Origin of the sequence: Oligella ureolytica DSM 18253 (assembly GCF_000373745.1) — a bacterium.
Taxonomy (GTDB): domain Bacteria; phylum Pseudomonadota; class Gammaproteobacteria; order Burkholderiales; family Burkholderiaceae_B; genus Oligella; species Oligella ureolytica.
In genome coordinates, this window is the sequence record NZ_KB892335.1 from 14,362 (window position 1) to 32,606 (window position 18,245).

At 47.0% G+C, this 18,245-nt stretch carries 14 protein-coding genes; 1 reads left to right on the forward strand and 13 read right to left on the reverse strand.

What is annotated here, in order from left to right; all coding sequences use genetic code 11:
* Positions 1-92: 92 nt before the first annotated feature.
* Positions 93-1,076 carry a M23 family metallopeptidase gene (locus B092_RS0111095; RefSeq protein WP_018575308.1) on the reverse strand — a complete coding sequence of 328 codons (984 nt, stop codon included), beginning with the start codon at positions 1,074-1,076 and terminating at the stop codon, positions 93-95.
* Positions 1,077-1,091: 15 nt separating this feature from the next.
* Here B092_RS0111095 and B092_RS0111100 point away from each other — a divergent pair, with 15 nt between their 5' ends.
* Positions 1,092-1,418 carry a DciA family protein gene (locus B092_RS0111100; protein WP_018575309.1) on the forward strand — a complete coding sequence of 109 codons (327 nt, stop codon included), beginning with the start codon at positions 1,092-1,094 and terminating at the stop codon, positions 1,416-1,418.
* A 51-nt stretch (positions 1,419-1,469) separates the two neighbouring features.
* Here B092_RS0111100 and lpxC read toward each other — a convergent pair whose 3' ends face one another.
* From lpxC to B092_RS0111160, 12 genes are all read right to left on the reverse strand, one after another.
* Positions 1,470-2,393 carry a UDP-3-O-acyl-N-acetylglucosamine deacetylase gene (lpxC, locus tag B092_RS0111105; protein ID WP_018575310.1) on the reverse strand — a complete coding sequence of 308 codons (924 nt, stop codon included), beginning with the start codon at positions 2,391-2,393 and terminating at the stop codon, positions 1,470-1,472.
* Positions 2,394-2,664: 271 nt separating this feature from the next.
* On the reverse strand, positions 2,665-3,903 hold the full coding sequence (gene ftsZ / locus B092_RS0111110; RefSeq protein ID WP_018575311.1) for a cell division protein FtsZ: 1,239 nt from the start codon (positions 3,901-3,903) through the stop codon (positions 2,665-2,667).
* A 122-nt stretch (positions 3,904-4,025) separates the two neighbouring features.
* Complete coding sequence (ftsA, locus tag B092_RS0111115; protein WP_018575312.1) at positions 4,026-5,240, reverse strand: cell division protein FtsA; 1,215 nt, start codon at positions 5,238-5,240, stop codon at positions 4,026-4,028.
* A 35-nt stretch (positions 5,241-5,275) separates the two neighbouring features.
* Positions 5,276-6,070, reverse strand: coding sequence for a cell division protein FtsQ/DivIB (locus B092_RS0111120; RefSeq protein ID WP_018575313.1), 795 nt, complete (start codon positions 6,068-6,070; stop codon positions 5,276-5,278).
* Positions 6,071-6,099: 29 nt separating this feature from the next.
* Positions 6,100-7,050 (reverse strand): D-alanine--D-alanine ligase, encoded by a 951-nt coding sequence (locus tag B092_RS0111125; RefSeq protein WP_018575314.1) that lies wholly within the window; start codon positions 7,048-7,050, stop codon positions 6,100-6,102.
* A complete protein-coding gene (gene murC, locus B092_RS0111130; RefSeq protein WP_026253747.1) occupies positions 7,043-8,464 on the reverse strand; it encodes a UDP-N-acetylmuramate--L-alanine ligase in 1,422 nt (473 codons plus the stop codon). Before murC ends, B092_RS0111125 begins: the two co-directional genes overlap by 8 nt.
* A gap of 1 nt (position 8,465) precedes the next feature.
* Positions 8,466-9,590, reverse strand: coding sequence for an undecaprenyldiphospho-muramoylpentapeptide beta-N-acetylglucosaminyltransferase (murG, locus tag B092_RS0111135; RefSeq protein ID WP_018575316.1), 1,125 nt, complete (start codon positions 9,588-9,590; stop codon positions 8,466-8,468).
* Entirely contained in the window at positions 9,590-10,846 is a 1,257-nt protein-coding gene (ftsW, locus tag B092_RS14305; RefSeq protein WP_018575317.1) for a putative lipid II flippase FtsW, read from the reverse strand. The genes murG and ftsW overlap by 1 nt, the downstream gene beginning before the upstream one ends.
* Positions 10,847-12,379 carry a UDP-N-acetylmuramoyl-L-alanine--D-glutamate ligase gene (murD, locus tag B092_RS0111145; RefSeq protein WP_018575318.1) on the reverse strand — a complete coding sequence of 511 codons (1,533 nt, stop codon included), beginning with the start codon at positions 12,377-12,379 and terminating at the stop codon, positions 10,847-10,849.
* A gap of 30 nt (positions 12,380-12,409) precedes the next feature.
* Positions 12,410-13,579 carry a phospho-N-acetylmuramoyl-pentapeptide-transferase gene (mraY, locus tag B092_RS0111150; RefSeq protein ID WP_018575319.1) on the reverse strand — a complete coding sequence of 390 codons (1,170 nt, stop codon included), beginning with the start codon at positions 13,577-13,579 and terminating at the stop codon, positions 12,410-12,412.
* 21 nt (positions 13,580-13,600) lie between these two features.
* On the reverse strand, positions 13,601-16,387 hold the full coding sequence (murF, locus tag B092_RS0111155) for a bifunctional UDP-N-acetylmuramoyl-L-alanyl-D-glutamate--2,6-diaminopimelate ligase MurE/UDP-N-acetylmuramoyl-tripeptide--D-alanyl-D-alanine ligase MurF (RefSeq protein WP_018575320.1): 2,787 nt from the start codon (positions 16,385-16,387) through the stop codon (positions 13,601-13,603).
* 27 nt (positions 16,388-16,414) lie between these two features.
* Positions 16,415-18,241, reverse strand: coding sequence for a peptidoglycan D,D-transpeptidase FtsI family protein (locus B092_RS0111160; RefSeq protein WP_018575321.1), 1,827 nt, complete (start codon positions 18,239-18,241; stop codon positions 16,415-16,417).
* Between the last annotated feature and the right edge of the window lie 4 nt (positions 18,242-18,245).

Sequence of the window (18,245 nt, forward strand, 5' to 3'; positions counted from 1 at the left end):
CGATGAATTGGCAACAGTTCAACAGTTTAACCCATAGCCCAATTCATGTGAGGGCAAGTTGACTGTAATCAAGATATTATGAGAAATATTGCTCACTCTTGACTAAGAAGTTTTAGTGTATCTAATAAAGAACCGCCGGCAGGGGCTTGGATATCAGACAAATCCTTGCCCAGCACGAGCATCGGATCAATCGGTACACTATCAAGTCGCACTTCAAAATGCAAATGGGCGCCGGTAGAGTTGCCTGTGTTGCCTACACGAGCAATCATTTGGCGACGGCTGACGATATCACCTGCTTCGACTAAGTTTTCGCTATTGTGAGCATAGACCGTGGTCACTCCTGCGCCATGGTCTATTTCGATCAAATAGCCATAGCCATTAACATAGCCGGCACTACTGACTACACCATTGCTGGCGGCATAAATAGGTGTACCCTTTGGGGCAGCAAAGTCCAAGCCGGCATGCAATCTTGACGTTCTGGTGATAGGATGAAGGCGCCATCCAAAAGGCGAAGACATACGCGCCTGCAGCATTGATACCGGTATACCGGTAGGTACTCGGTCTAAATCAATTTTACGACTCTGCATCAATACATCTAAAGCCCGTATGCGATTTTCTTGTTGGTATAGTCTCTGTTTTAATAAATCGAGTTCTTTACCGATTTTTTCACCGGAAAAACCAACCTCATCGACAAACTCCTCCATGGGTTGATCGTGTTCACCCAAGTTAGGCTGTGTAAAGGTGTTGGTTTCTACACCAAGATTAAAGGATGAATTATGACTGATTCGTTCTGTTATCTGAGTGATATTGTCTAAAGTAATCTTAGCTTCAGCTAATTGTTGAGCAAACTGACCCAGACTATGCTCGATCAAATTCTGTTGGGCCGGATTTTGAGGTAAACTATTCGGATTCCTTGGCGAGCCGCTCTGGTTATTATCATGGTGATAACCATAATGCCGCTCCAACAAAGCACCGGACACTAGGGCGATACACACACACAACACGGTAATACTAAAAGACCAAACTTTTTGTGTCTTCTGTCTCGCTCGCCGCGGTGATACAAATTTTTTAGCCAACGCTATTTCCTCAATATGAAATCACATCGTAACTATCGTAAACCACCGAGTTTTCAAACTGCAATGGAGTGGCTGGAACAGGAGAAAACCACGGGTCCCGTCCTGGAACGCGCTCGTACCATTCTTAAACTACAACCGCTACTGGTAAGTGTACTAGGCAAAGAATTGACAAAACAATGCTTGATTATTAGTTATACCGAGGGCACACTCAAATTAGCAGTCGCTAACAATGCCTGCGCAGCAAAAATTAAGCAATTAGCGCCAAGCATGACACGACACCTGAATAAGCACGGCTTAAAACTGCATAATGTAGAACTGAAGGTCATACGAAATCCGACTTAATTGAAAGAATTTTAAAACATAAGCCGGATAATTAGAATAATAATGCGTGAATTAGGCTAGCTGCCAATCACGGTTAAACACATCCGCTTTAGCTTTTTCGCTCTCATAGGTTACTACCTCATAGGCATCGGGTTGCGCCAGCAAAGCACGCACCAGCTTATTATTTAAATCATGCCCGGACTTACAAGCCACGTATTTGGCGAGCAAGGGTTTACCGGCAAGATATAAATCACCGATCGCATCAAGAATCTTGTGCTTTACAAACTCGTCTTCATAGCGCAATCCGTCCTCGTTGAGAATCCGGTACTCATCCAGCACAATGACGTTATCAAGATTGCCGCCACGACCTAAACCTGCAGAACGCAACAACTCTACTTCCTGGGCAAAACCAAAGGTACGCGCACGAGAAATATCCCTGATAAATGAGTCCTTGGCAAAATCCACTTCAGCAAAATTTGCTGTAGAAGCAATGGCCGGATGCTTAAAATCAATTGAAAATGCTAAAGAAAAACCGGGGTGAGGCTCAAGGCGTGCCCACTTGATGTTATCGCCCTCACCTTCGATCACTTCTATCGTTTTTTTGACACGTATAAAACGCTTAGGAGCATCCTGCTCTTCGATGCCCGCTGAGCGAAGCAGATACACAAAGGTAGCCGCGCTACCATCCATAATAGGCACTTCCTCACCGGTCAAATCAATATGGATATTATCAATACCCAAACCGGCTAAGGCTGACATTAAATGCTCAACTGTCGATACGCGATGCTCTCCGTTAACAAGGACGGAAGCCATGCGAGTATTACCGACTTTTTCTGCTAGCGCCGGAAAATCAATCACTTGGGGGGTATCAATACGATGAAAAACAATCCCTGTATTAGCTTCTGCAGGTCGCAAAGTAAGCTCAACACGATGTCCTGAATGAACACCTACGCCAATAGTTTTTACCGCCTTTTGTATGGTTCTTTGTTTTAACATGGCTAGTCTTCTATAAAAATCTAATGAAATTATTTTGTTCTAATTTATTCTGCTATTTTAACTCGCTCAAGCAAATAAAAAACCAATTAACTCAATCACTTACGAAGTAAAATAAAAGAAATAAACTTGTAACAAAAAAACACCAATACTGACCTATTGACAGTATTGGTATTTAGTAGTTCCCAATCTCTTTAATCCTTGAGTATCACATCATTGTGATGCATATCCAAGGTCAACAGATTATTCTAAACGACTTAATCAATTACGGTGATTAATTCGCTTGCTTACGCAAAAAGGCAGGGACATCACTATCATTACGCTCATCATCCGAAAGAGAACGACGAGAGATAGCTGAATCGGTGACGCCACCGCCTGACAAACCGAAACCGACATTGAGATGACCAGTGCGAGGACCACGCGCGGCACGAATCGGATTAAAACCGCCGATCGAACCTCTTAGGCCATCGACTGCTGCGCTGGCATCATCCGTACCGGTACGAAGGTGATGCTGCTCTGTATTATCAACAACGATCTCAGGCTTTTTTCGGCCGAGACCCGTAGCGACCACAGTCACTCGAATCTGATCACCCATATTATCATCGTGAGCAATACCGGAAATAATAACGGCATCTTTGTCTGCGTAACCCGTGATGACTTCGTTAATCGTACGGACTTCACGCTGAGTGATGCTGGTGCTCGCTGTAATATTAATTAACACGCCGCGTGCGCCATTGAGATCGACACCTTCTAACAGCGGACAAGCAATCGCTTCTTCTGCTGCTTTCTTAGCGCGATCCTCACCCGAAGCGACTGCTGTACCCATCATCGCTTGACCTTGCTCGCTCATAATGGTTTTCACGTCTTCAAAGTCAACGTTGATATTACCCTCGACATTAATAATCTCGGCAATACCCGCGCAAGCATTGTGAAGTACATCATCAGCCTCAATGAAACACTCTTGCATCGTGGCGTCTTCACCTAACAACTCTTCTAAGCGATCGTTAAGCACAACGATTAATGCGTTGACATTGTCGGTTAGGTTCTCAATACCCTCTTCGGCTGCCTTCATACGACGAGTACCCTCGTAACCGAAGGGCTTAGTCACTACGCCAACAGTTAAAATACCAAGTTCGCGAGCAATTTGGGCAACGACAGGACTGGCTCCTGTACCTGTACCGCCACCCATACCAGCGGTAATAAATACCATATGAGCACCGGTTAGCGCATTACGAATTTGTTCGCGCGCCGCTTCTGCAGCTGCACGACCATTTTCAGGTTTAGCACCGGCTCCTAATCCGGTGGTACCTAAAGCGATAACGTGATCTGCTTGAGAACTGCCTAATGACTGTGCATCCGTGTTTGCACTGATAAACTCAACGCCTTTAAGACCTTTAGCGATCATGTGATTGACCGCATTGCCGCCGGCGCCACCAACACCAACGACCTTGATGACCGTGCCGTTTTCCGGTTGCTCCTGGTCAACAAATTTAAAACCTAAATCCATGCTCATACGAGAGACTCCTACTTTCCTATATCGAAAACACGGAAATAATCTCAAAGAAAGAGCCAATGCGAGATTCGCACTGCCTTTGAGAAATCTCCACCCTACTCCACTGCAAACTATATTCTAAACTATAAGCTGTTGGTAATAAAGCGCCAAAGGCGTTTTAATATACCTTCTTTGGGTATATCCCCATGCTGGCTATATTGCTGCATACGCGAATAGCTTAATAAACCCATCGCGGTAGCAAATCTCGGCTCACAAACCACATCAGACAAGCTACCATCATATATCGGCGCCCCAATCCGTACAGGCACTTGAAAGATATCCTCAGCCAACTCCTGAATGCCGGGTAATAAAGCAGTACCCCCGGTCAATACCAAGCCGGTGACCTTATGACCCGACTCTGCCAATGCGCTCATCACCCCCATCAAGATCTCTTCTACTCGGGGCTCAATCACTTGCGCAAGGATATGGCGCTCCATTTCTCGTGATTCGCGATTACCTAATCCAATGACCTCGAAAGTTTCCTCGGAATCCACCAGACTGGCTTTAGCAACACCGTAATTTAACTTAATATCCTCAGCATCAGGTGTTGGTGTACGTAACATCGTCGCGATGTCATTGGTAATTTGGTCACCACCCTGCGGGAAAACTGCTGTGTGACGTAAAGCTCCACCATGCCAAACGGCCACATCAGTCGTACCGCTACCAATATCAATCAGGGCGACGCCCAACTCTTTTTCATCGGCGGTGAGGCAAACCTGACTGGCTGCCAACGCTTGGAAAACTAAACCACGAACCTCAAGACCACAACGACGAATACACTTAAGAACATTTTGAGTTGCGCTCTGTAGGCCAGTAATAATGTGTACACGCACCTCCAGACGAATCCCCGCCATACCGACAGGCTGGATAATACCCTCCTGCTTGTCGAGGGTATATTGCTGAGTGATCACATGAAGAATTTCGTGATCATTAGCGATATTTACGGCTTTGGCTGTATCCAGCACACGACGTACATCTGTCGTGCTGACCTCTTTGTCAACGACCGCCACCATGCCGCTTGAATTGAAACTATTGATATGGCTACCACCAATGCCGGTATAGACCTCGCGAATACGAAAATCAGCCATCAGGCACGCTTCCTCGAGCGCCTGCTGTATCGAGCCGACAATTTGCTCGATATTGACTACCACGGCCTTACGCATACCGCGTGATAGTGCCTGGCCCACGCCAATCACTTCGTAACGGCCATCCGGCAAACACTCAGCCACGATAGCAACAACGGTACTAGTACCTATATCCAGGGCAACAATTACATCCTTATTGTGGTCTCGACTCATTTTTCAATTAACTCACTTATTGCTTATCGGATTAGTCAGGGCTGTTCAGATCTTTCGCTATCGATAAAGGTAATCGCAAAACCTCTAGTATAGCGGAGATCGATTCGCTCAATCTGCCTTCCCTCAATTCGTTTCAACAATGCCGGCCAACTGCGAACAAAGCGCTCAATCGTCTCGGCAAAACTAATTGCCCCCACACCATCGTAGGGATTTGCAATTTCAGCGCCGGGGTCACGACCCATGATTAAAGTCATATTATTATCCAACAAAATACGCCAAGAATAGCGGTCATTCAGACCTAATTCTTTAACTCTTAAATTGATCGGACTCAACCAACGCATCAACTCAGCATAACGCTGCACCACCAGGTCCTCCGAACCGTCCGGACCAAAGAACTGAGGCAAACGCTCAACACTATCGACCTCGCCTCTGTTCGCTAAATACTTTTCGCCCCACGTATTAATCAGGGCCTCTTCGTTCCATAAAGCAAAAGGCTCGTGCTCCTCGATCCGCAACAATAAGCCATTTGGCCATAAACGCGTAATATCGACATGACGAACCCAAGGTGATGTACTTAATACGTCTTGAACCTTGAGCAAATCCAAACTAAAGAAATTACCCTGTACTCGCCCATCTAAGGTTCGCTGAATACTAGCAGGTGATGCGTACGACAACACATCACCCTGCTTAGGCTCCAAGACGATACGGCTGATATTAAACATCGGCAAATGCATCACTCGATAGGCAACGCCTCCGAGCATGATCAACACCCCTACCATCACCAAAAAACCGGCAACGCGGTTAATGAAACGGGGATCCGAAAATATCACACCAACACCTTAAAACACTATGCTTTGTATCAACCCTTGCGGCCGACTTTCAAGTCAGCTGAGGCAAGAATATTGACACACAATTCAGGATAGGTCATACCATCGGCTTTAGCCGCCATGGGAACCAACGAATGGCTTGTCATGCCGGGAGCTGTGTTAATTTCCAACAAAAACGGATCGCCATTTGCATTGAGCATCACATCAACGCGTGACCACCCCTCACAACCAACAGTACGGTAGGCTTGCACGCAATAATCCTGAACTTTTTTAGTCTGCTCTGGTGACAAATCCGCCGGACACACATACTGCGTATCATCTGAATGATACTTATGGTGGAAATCATAATTGCCATCCGGTGCAACAATTTCAATGATCGGCAACGCTCGCGCATCCTCACCCTGGCCTAATACGGCCACCGTCAACTCACGACCCACAATGCATTGTTCGGCTAACAACACTTTATCATACTGGGAAGCCTGAGCTAGCGCCTCTTCTAACTGATCGGCTGTTTGAATCTTAGTTAAACCGATGGTTGATCCCTCATGTGGAGGCTTTAAGATCATCGGTAAACCTAATTTAGCAACCGCTTCTTGCAAATCTTCTGCATTGCGTACCACATGGTAATTAGGCGTAGGAATACCTTGCTCGATCAGCAGACGCTTAGTCATGATCTTATCCATGGTGACGCTGGAGCCCATTACACTTGGCCCTGTATAAGGAATGCCCAACATCTCTAAAGCACCTTGGATACAACCATCCTCACCGTAGCGACCATGCAAAATAATAAACACCCGATCGAATTTTGCTGCTTCCAGATCACCAAGGCTATGCTCAGCCATATCAAAAAGGTGTGCATCCACCCCTTTTTCGAGTAGAGCAGCATGCACGCCAGCACCCGAATTTAGAGACACTTCTCGCTCTGCCGACACTCCGCCATATAAAACACCGACCTTGCCGAAATTAATTTCTGTATTAGCCATTTGCAGTCTCCAATATTTTTGCAGGCACTCTGCTGATTGAACCAGCGCCCATTGTTATAACAACATCACCATTACGCGCAAACGCATGAACGGCTTGCGGTAAATCCTCTATATTCGGAATAAATTGTGGTTTCACTTTATCGGCCTGCTGTAAGGCTTTGTATAGCGCCTCACCATTAGCAAAGCTAAGCGGCAACTCACCGGCAGCATAGACATCTGTCAGCAACACCTCATCAGCCAAACCAAGCACGCGCACAAACTCTTCAAAGCAATCGCGAGTACGGCTATAGCGGTGTGGCTGAAAAGCCAATACTAAACGTTTGTCCGGCCAAGCGCCACGTGCTGCTTGAATGGTCGCTTCCATCTCAACAGGATGATGGCCATAATCGTCGATGAGGGTGTAAGTACCGCCCCCATTCACTTGCTGCACCTCAATCTCGCCAATAAAACTAAAGCGACGTCCCACACCGGTAAATGCTTTTAATGCCGATACAATCGCCTCATCCTCTACGCCGATTTCTGTCGCTAAGGCAACACCGGCCAATGCATTAAGCACATTATGATGACCCGGTAAATTTAAGACAATATCCAACGGCGGGCACTGACGCCTACGGCCACAACTTCTGTGCACGGTAAAATGCATTTGCGGACCGACGCTGCGAATATTGGTCGCGCGATAATCTGCTTCTTCTTCGATACCGTAGGTAACGATCGGACGAGAAATAAAGGGGATGATTTTTTTGACGTTATCATCATCCACACACAAAATAGCGGTGCCATAAAAAGGCAGATTTTGCGTAAATTCGACAAAGGCACTACGTAGACGAGCGACATCGTGACCATAGGTGTCCATATGGTCAACGTCAATGTTGGTTACGATAGCCATGACCGGCAATAAGTTAAGAAAAGAAGCATCTGACTCATCCGCTTCCACTACAATATAATCGCCCTTGCCCAGGTAGGCATTAGTACCTGCTGAGTTTAATCGTCCGCCAATCACAAAGGTAGGGTCCAATTGAGCTGCCGCTAAAATGCTACTGACCAAGCTGGTCGTTGTAGTTTTTCCATGAGTGCCAGCAACAGCAATACCCATTTTTAAGCGCATTAATTCAGCCAGCATCATCGCTCGGGATACCACAGGAATCCCTTGCGAGCGCGCTTTGAGCACTTCCGGATTACCACCGGAAATTGCCGTAGAGGTGACGATCACATCAGCTTCTGCTCTATCGACGTTGTCCGCCGCATGCTCATAAAAAATATGCGCACCTAACTCTTCTAAGCGCTTAGTCACCGCCGTTTTATTCAGATCAGAACCGCTGACTTGATAACCTTGGTTAATCAATACCTCGGCAATACCGCTCATCCCTGAGCCGCCAATTCCTACTAAATGGATATTTCTAATTCTATACTTCATTTTATTCTCTAGCTAATTGCTCACACACATCAGCAATTGCATGCGTCGCACCGGGTAACGCCATTGCTCGCGCTAAATTTGCCATCTCTAACAGCTGCTCACGATCCTTGGTCAACAGCCACTCTGATAACCAATGGGCAGTGAGTGCGGATTGTGCCTTTACCTCTGCTGCACCATGAGCGGCTAGCCAACGAGCATTTGCTGTCTGGTGATCATCAATGGCTCCCGGCAAAGGAACAAACAATGCCGGCACACCCACGGCGGCAACTTCTGCCACCGTCATTGCACCTGCTCGACAAATAAGTAAATCAGCCTCTGCAAGTGCATTTGCCATATTATCAATGAAAGCCACACAATTTGCTTCCACACCCGCTTCTTGATAATTATTTTTTAGTAATTCAAGGTGAGCAGCACCTGACTGGTGTGTGATCAACGGACGCCGTTCTAATGGTAGTTGGGCTATGGCCTGGGGAATTAAATTATTTAATGCCAAAGCGCCTAAACTACCTCCGACCACCAACAAACGCAACGGTCCCTCACGGTTTGCAAAGCGCTCTGTCGGCATCGATAAATTCAACAACTCAGCACGGACCGGATTACCGATTACTGTGCCGTTTGACAGTGCATTTGGAAAAGCCGTCAATACACGCTTAGCTAATTTACTGATGACCTTGTTGGCCGTTCCGGCCACGGCATTTTGCTCATGCAAAACAATGGGTTTAGCACTAAGAAAAGCCATCAGGCTACCCGGAAAAGCTGCGTAACCGCCCATCCCCAACACCACATTAGGCTTCACCTTCTTAAACGCCTTACGCGCATCGCCTAGCGCACCGGCCAAGGCAAAGGGCAGCTTCAACAGCGCAGACAACCCCTTGCCACGAAGCCCGGAAAAACTCATCGGCAGCAACTGAAAGCCACGAGCAGGCACTAAGTCACCCTCCATACGGTCCGGATTGCCTAACCAATATACATGCCAACCGCGTTGCTGTAACTCATCTGCAACTGCTAAACCAGGCATAATATGACCGCCGGTACCGCCAGCCATAATCAAGATGGTCGGTGCGGCTACTGCCGCATCAGTGGTGTCTGGGGCGATTGTCGAACTCATCTGAATCTCATCACTCATCACATATACCTCGGCGTCGGCACACCGGAAATGGACAGACCACGCATCAACTGACGGTTTTCATAATCTACTCTAAAGACTAAACCAAGCGCACTTAATGTAATCACCATCGCGGAACCGCCATAACTTATCATCGGTAAGGTCAGGCCCTTAGTGGGTAATAAACCTAAGCAAACGCATAAATTGAAAAGCGCTTGAAAACCAATCCAAATACCAACCCCTTGGGCCACCAAGCCACTAAAAAACCTATCCATCGCGATCGCAACACGACCGATTTTAAAGCACTTAAAAACCAACACAAAATACAGTATAACGACCGATGTAATACCGACAAAACCCAGCTCTTCGCCAATAACGGCCAAAATAAAGTCGGTATGCGCTTCCGGTAAATAGTGCAATTTTTCAATACTAAAACCCAGACCCACACCACTCCACTCTCCGCGCCCAATGGCAATCAATGAGTGCACCAATTGGTAACCTGAGGACTGCGCATGCTCCTCGCTAAAGGGATCCATAAATGCCAGCAGTCGCCGTAAGCGCCACGAGCTGCCAAACACGGCAACGCTGACCAATGCCACTCCAGCGATAATGACGGTGCTTAAATAAAAACTATGTAAACCACCCAAGAATAAGAGCCCAATACAAATACAGGCTATCACCATTGCCGCACCCAAATCCGGCTCCACGACTGTTAAACCGACAGCCAAAGCCATCAACCCGGCAATAGGCAGGATCCCTCTAACAAAGCCATCCATAAATTTGAGGCTGGCAATGACTTCGTGATGTCTTACCGCATAACGCGCAGCGTAAACAACCATCGCTATTTTCATCAATTCACTTGGCTGAAAGTTTACCGGCCCCAAAGGAATCCAACGACGAGCACCATTAACCTCTCGACCAATAAAGGGAAACAATACAATAAGCAGGAGTATTGCCGCGACAATATAAAATGGCAGTGCCAGCTCCTCCCACTTATCCATATTGATATTGAAGACGGTAAACATGCCAAAAAAGCCGATACCAATAAAGGCGGCCTGCATAACAAAATAGCGATTAAACTTAATCACTTGACTGTTTGGTCCGTCCGTCAAGGCAATGGAGGAGGAATAGACCATGATTAGGCCCAATATCACAATCACGCCGATAATCGATAAAAGCAATAGGTCATAATCGCGCATTTTGACGCGATTAGGCGACACCTCATTAACTCTTGATTCACCCTCGTGAACGAATCGATCGCGCATGCTTAGAGCCATCTAGATCTCCCCGTACTCAAGCGCCAACTCCTGCACCGCTTCAGCAAAAGCGATACCACGCTGCATATAATTATTAAACATATCCATACTGGCACATGCCGGTGATAACAGTACCACGTCACCGCTGGTGGCCAAACCCATGGCTGTATTGACCGCCTGTTCCATCGAATCCGCATGGGATACCGGAACACCGGTGCTACCCAGCGCCTGTTCGATCTGCTCAGCATCACGGCCGATCAAAACGAGTGCACGGGCCTTGTCTTTTAAGGGTTGTTGTAAGGGGCCAAAATCTTGACCTTTGGCTAAGCCACCCAAGATAACGACTAAACGCTGCTCTAGTCCATTAATCGCCGCCAAGGTTGCCCCGACATTAGTCCCTTTACTATCGTTAATAAAATCCACACCGTTGATATTACGCACGAAATTCATTCGATGTGGTGCTGCTTGGAAATTAGTCAAGGCATGTAATAAGGGCCCCCAGCTCACGTGCATGGCTCGACACAAAGCGAGCGCTGCCAAAGCATTAAGCGCATTATGGCGCCCCTTAACCGGCAACGCTTCTACCGGCATTAAGTGCTTCAGGCGACCATTGCTGCGGATTGTCAGTTGTTCTTTTTTCTTACGGGCAGCAGCACTGAGCGGTACATCAAAGTCATCCTCATCCATATTGGCAGTCAACCAAGCAATACCGCCGTCATTTTGAATCCCCAAATCACCGATAAGTCGGGGCTCATCTTCACCGAAACTGACCACATCGACTGCTTGAACATCAGACACCATCGCCATCACTTCCGGTTCCGGACGGGCGACAACCTTAATCTCGCTTAACTCTAATAGCTTAGCCTTGTGCTGGACATAATCCTCCCAGCCGAGGTGCCAATCCAAATGATCTTGGCTAAGGTTTAACACAACAGCGGCTTTGGGTCGTAACGACTGTACCGTTGCCATTTGAAAACTGGATAGCTCAACCACCCAAACCTCAGGCAGCTCATTTGCCTCAAGGGCCTGTCTGAGCGCGGTTAGTACGGCAGGACTAATATTGCCACAGGCAATGGCAGGCACAGCGGCAGCTAACAACATATCGCGGACCATCATCGTCACGGTGGTTTTGCCGTTTGTCCCCGTGATTGCAATAACATCGCAGTCATAGCCTCGAGTCGCTTTTAAATCGACCAAGGCACGAGCAAATAACTCCACCTCACCAATCACCTCAATACCTTGAGCTTCGGCCATTTGTAGAAACTCTTTAATAGGCGATTCGTTAGGGGATAGTCCCGGGCTAAGGATAAGAGAATCGATGCCATCTAGGGTGTGTGACGCCAAGCAATCTTCGCCTAAGGCGTAAGAGACCCGCGCATCGAACTTGGCAGCGGCTGCGGCTTTAATCTCAGCTAATCCCGGCGGTTCCTGACGCGTATCAGCCACGCGCAGCTTAGCGCCTTCATGCAGGCACCATAGCGCACTGGCTAAACCAGCCTCACCGAGACCTAAAACTAATACATGTGATTGAGACAAGCTTTTTTGTTGCATCATTGCCGCGTTTTAACAGACCTTTAGAAAAAATTAACGTAACTTGAGTGTTGAAAGACCAATCAACACCAGCATGATAGTGATAATCCAAAAACGAATCACTACCTGTGTTTCCTTCCAACCTTTTTTCTCAAAATGATGATGTAATGGTGCCATCAATAAAATACGTCGACCTTCACCATAGCGCTTCTTGGTATATTTAAACCAACTGACTTGAAGCATCACAGAAAGCGTCTCAACCACAAAAACACCGCCCATAATAAAGAAAACGATCTCTTGGCGCACAATCACGGCAATGCAACCAAGCATACCGCCAAGAGCTAAGGCACCGACATCCCCCATAAACACTTGCGCAGGATAGGCGTTAAACCACAGGAAGGCCAGACCCGCCCCACCCAATGCCGCACATAGAATCAGCATCTCACCAGCACCGGGGATATAAGGAAATAGTAAATAACCTGAATAATCCACGCGACCGACGACATAGGCAAAAATACCTAAGGCACCGCCCACCATCACTGTCGGCATAATCGCTAAACCGTCTAAGCCGTCAGTTAGGTTGACCGCATTACTCGAGCCGACAATCACTAGCCAGGTTAAGATCGCAAAACCGAACACACCTAATGGATAGCTCACGCTCTTAAAAAACGGCACAATTAAATCTGCTTGTCGGGGCAACGGCATGGTAAAACCACTCATGACCCACTCTTTAAATAAAGGCCATAACTCAGCATTTTCCGGTGCGGCAACAGCAAAGGTCAGATAAAGAGCGGCAATTGCGCCAATCGTTGACTGCCAAAAGAACTTCTCTCTTGATGACATGCCCTCCGGATTTCTGTAAACCACCTTACGATAGTCGTCGAACCAACCAACGGCACCAAAACCAACGGTCACAAAAAGCACTACCCAGACAAAGCGATTACTTAAGTCTGCCCATAACAAGGTCGACAACGCAATCGCGATAAGCACCAATACGCCACCCATGGTCGGCGTACCGTCTTTTACTAAGTGACTTTCTAAGCCATATTGTCGAACTGCTTGACCAACCTTGAGCTCTAATAGCTTACGTATCACCTTAGGACCGGCGATTAATCCAATCACCAACGCCGTAGCACTAGCGAGTAGCGCACGCATAGTCAAATAATCAAATACTGCAAAAAAACTGTAATCTTTACTTAGATATTTAAACAGCTCATGTAACATGAGTAGCTTCCCCGTTGCTTACTATTTACTTTCTTGTTTTGATAACAGATTCTGCACTACGCGCTCCATTTGCATAAAGCGAGAACCTTTAACCAATATAGCAGCCGGTTCTAATAAAGCTATTGCCTCACCTATCTGTTCTATTAGCTCAAAATGCTGGGCACCCTCACCAAAAGCATGGCTTGTTTCTTGGGTTGCTTCACCAAAGGTTAACAAATGACTGATGCCCTTTTGCTGAGCATATTGACCTATTTCGCGGTGCATTTGTGCCCATTCAGGACCCAGCTCACCCATATCACCTAAGACTAAGACGGTTGGCTGCGGCAAAGCACTGAGCACATCAATTGCTGCGCGCACAGAATCTGGATTAGCATTATAACTATCATCAATGACTTGCGTACCGTTTTCGAGGACATAGCTTTGTAAGCGTCCCGACACCGCGGAAAAGTTTTCTAAGCCTTGTTGGATATGCTCTAAGCTCAGACCCGCTGCAAAACAAGCACCACTCGCTGCCAGCGCATTGCTGACATTGTGCTCTCCCTGTACTTGCAGATTAATCGTCAGTACCTCGTCATGAACAGTCAGCACAAAACTAGCCCCCTTAGCACCATGTCCTATCGCTGTCGCATGAAGCTCAGCAGAGGGCTCGTTAATTGCGAAGTGTAAGGACTTTTTAGTGGCGCTTAGCTCATCCCAAAGCGCTGTGTACTCGGTAGCCGCAGGATAAACGGCTGTGCCACCATCACTTAAATAGGCAAATACTGAGCCATTTTCCTTGGCGACCGCCTCAACCGTATGCATAAATTCTTGGTGCTCACGCTGCGCATTCGTCACCACAGCGACTGTCGGGCGGCATAAATCGGCTAAAATGGCTATCTCACCCGGATGATTCATTCCTAACTCAAATACGGCCACTTGATGATGGCTACGTAATCTCAACAGACTCAGGGGCACCCCTATGTGGTTATTTAAATTACCAAGCGTCGCAATATAATCATCACCGTAAGCAGCCTTCATGATGGAGGCAGTCATTTCCTTGGTGGTCGTTTTACCGTTACTACCGGTGACAGCAACGACCGGCAACGTAAACTGCGCACGCCAAGCTTTAGCCATGGTCATCAGAGCATCAAGCGTATCATGAACTTGGATTTGAGCTAAGGCTAATTCCTTGTTAGGTGCTGAAACCAATGCCGCCACTGCCTTTTTCTCTTGGGCTTGGCTAAGCAGGCTATGCGCATCAAAATGCTCACCTTTTAAAGCCACAAAAAACTGGCCGGCTTCTAATTTACGCGTATCAATACTGATATTTAGACCATCACGCATTAATAAGGCAAGGCTCGACCATTGCCTATCATCAAAGAAATGACGCTTAGCATTAATTTCTTGATAATCCTCATGCCCCTTACCGGCGATTAGAATGACATCATCAGGGGCTGCTTGCAAGATAGCGTGGAGTATGGTGTAATCACGATTTTTCTCCACTAAGGCCAATTTTTCTGCATTAGGTGCAGATAGACCGGCCACAATTTCTTCTAAAATGGCCTCCGGCTTTTCAGTGCGTGGGTTATCGCTGGTGATATAAATCAGATCAGCCAACTCCTCAGCAATTTGAAGCATCAACGGGCGCTTTGTACGATCACGATCGCCACCACAACCAAAAACACATACCAAACGCCCGCCACGCGCATCGGCATTTGGCCTAATCGCCTGCAAAGCGCGCTTTAATGCATCAGGAGTATGCGCATAATCAACCACCACTAAGGGCTTATTTTGTGAATTGGCAATAGGTTCAACGGTTTCCAAACGCCCGGCCACAGCCTCTAATTTGCTTAAAGTACGACTAATTCGCGTCAAGCTCCAGCCTAAGCCCTCTAAAATGCCAACGGTTAATAACAAATTAGAAATATTGTGCTCACCGACCAAACGACTGATAACCTGCGTCTCGCCATTAGGAGTGCGCAACATAAAAGAAAGGCCGTAATCATGGAATGTATAGTGCAAAGCACGTATATCGGCTGCGGAGCCCATATCCAGCGAGTAGGTTGTGGTCAAATTGGCAACTGACTTTTCAGCTAAGCGCAAGCCGGCCGCGTCATCCGCATTGAGGACCGCTAATTTCAGATTAGGCCAAGTAAACAACAAGGCTTTAGCACGCTCGTACTCTTGCATGCTCTGATGGTAATCTAAATGGTCTAAGCTCAAATTAGTAAAACCGGCGATCCCGATACGTAGACCATCCATACGACCCTGCTCAAGGCCTATAGAAGAAGCCTCCATCGTCACAGTATAAATCTCTTGCTCACGCAAATAGGCCAGTATACGGTGCAAACTAAGCACATCCGGCGTCGTCAACGAACCGCCAAGGTTCGTGCCGTCGGGCAATATAACACCTAGGGTACCGATTGTTGCACAAGGTGTATTGTTAAGATTGAGAGCCTGTGTAACCCAACTGGCGCACGAGGTTTTACCGTTAGTTCCGGTAATTGCAATAACCTTAACAGTTTCAGAAGGCTTGCCATACCACTCATCAGCAAGTTCACCCAAGAGCGACCTTAAATTGCTAACCGACAAAATAGGGATATTGGCATCTACTATTTTTTCTGAATCTGCATCAAGCAAAACCGCGACTGCACCATTTTCGATGGCTCCCTGAATATATTGAGCGCCATCATTTTGTTGCCCCTTAGACGCAACAAAGACATCCCCTGCTTGGATGTCTCTGGAATCAAGTTTCAGATCGGCTCCGTGCTCAGTCTGCTGTCGGAGCCACTGTACAATGGCTAACACTTCTTTATTCTGTTCTTGCATACAACTTCCTACACGCTGTCATAGCGATCATCCACGCGAGCTACGAGTGGCGTCGCCTTGGGTCTTCATATTTTTGGCTTCTAATGTTGGACCGGTATTGATATCCGGCGGGACGCTCATATATTTTAAAGTTCCACTAATAATCTCACCGGTTGCCGGCCCTGCAATTAGCGTACCGAAATAACCGGCTTTGCGCGGATTATCCACCGTCACCGCAACCACAATACGTGGATTGGATACAGGTGCAAGGGCTACAAACGAACCACGATAATCACTACGGCTATATTTTCCATTGACTATTTTACGCGCAGTCCCTGATTTACCGCCGATACGATAGCCCTCAACCATCGCTTGAATTTTTGACCCATTAGGACCGGCCGTTTCTTCTAGCATGTGGCGTACGTTGCGCGCAGTTTCCTTACTGAATATTTGTAAGGTTTTTTTAGGCTGATTATCTTTGATCAACGATAAATTGATCATATCTCCATCGCGCGCCAACGAAGTGTAAGCATGAGCAATTTGCAGTAATGAGGTGGAAACACCATAACCATAAGACATCGTGGCCTTTTCAATTAAGCGCCAGCGCTCCCACGGCCTTAGCGTACCTGTTGCGATTCCCGGGAAGCCAATCTCCGGTGCCGTACCAAAGCCCAAGGCTTTAAATACAGTCCACATTTGCTCAGCGCGCAAACGCTCAGCGATCATCGTCATGCCGATATTACTTGAGCGACGAATAATACCCGCTACATTTAAGGTACCGTTACGACGACTCACGTCAGTAATCGTATGCCCCTGATATCGATAGCTGCCGTTACCGGTAGCAAACATGGTATTTAATGAAATTGCTTTGGAATCCAGCGCCAACGCAGCAACAAACGGCTTAATAATAGAACCCGGTTCGAACACATCAGTCACCGCGCGATTTCGCAGTAACCCACCCTTACGTGCTGAACGGTCATTAGGATCGTAGCTCGGATAACTGACCATACTCAGAATTTCACCGGTCTGAATATCAATCACTACGGCACCGCCAGAATCGGCTGCGTGATGTTCTACTGCTTTTTCCAAGGCCTGATAACTCAAATATTGGATTTGACTATCAATGGTCAAGCGAACGTTTTCACCATCTTGCGCCGGTTGTTGAGTATACACGTCCTGAATCACACGACCCAAGCGGTCGCGCAATACGGTTCGGCTGCCCTCGATACCACTTAAACGCTCTTCGTAATGCTTTTCAATCCCCTCAATACCGTTATTTTCGATATTCGTAAAGCCTACGATATGCGCAGTAATCGGGCCCTGCGGGTAAGAACGTTTAACTTCGGGCAGAAAATAGACGCCCGGCAGCTTTTGCTCTTTTAACGCGTCCGCTTTGTCCATCGCCACCTGACGCTTTAGATAGACAAAGGTTTTACCCATATGATTTTCCATGCGTTCTTTGATACTGGCCACAGAAAGGTCAACTGACTGAGACAAAAACTCAAACTCTTCAGGCGAGGCTTTTTTTAACTCCTCAGGAATAATCCACACGGCTCTGACGGGCACGCTGGTCGCTAAAAAAACACCGTTTCGGTCCTCAATGCGGCCACGATTTGCAGGTAAAGTCTGGTTTACTTCAAAGCGCTTATCGCCTTCAGTCCGCAGAAAATCATTATTGTAAACTTGATGGTAAAAGGATTTAGTTACGACAAGGGCAAAACCAAACACAAACAAGCCAAGCACGAGTAGACTGCGCCATTTTGGAAATTTATTTTCTAAAACAGGCTCATTAAAAAAACGGGGCTGGGCCTGATAGCCACGCTTATTGCGAGACTTAGACCGCTGAATATGCTTTAAGACTTGTTTAAATCTCATTTTT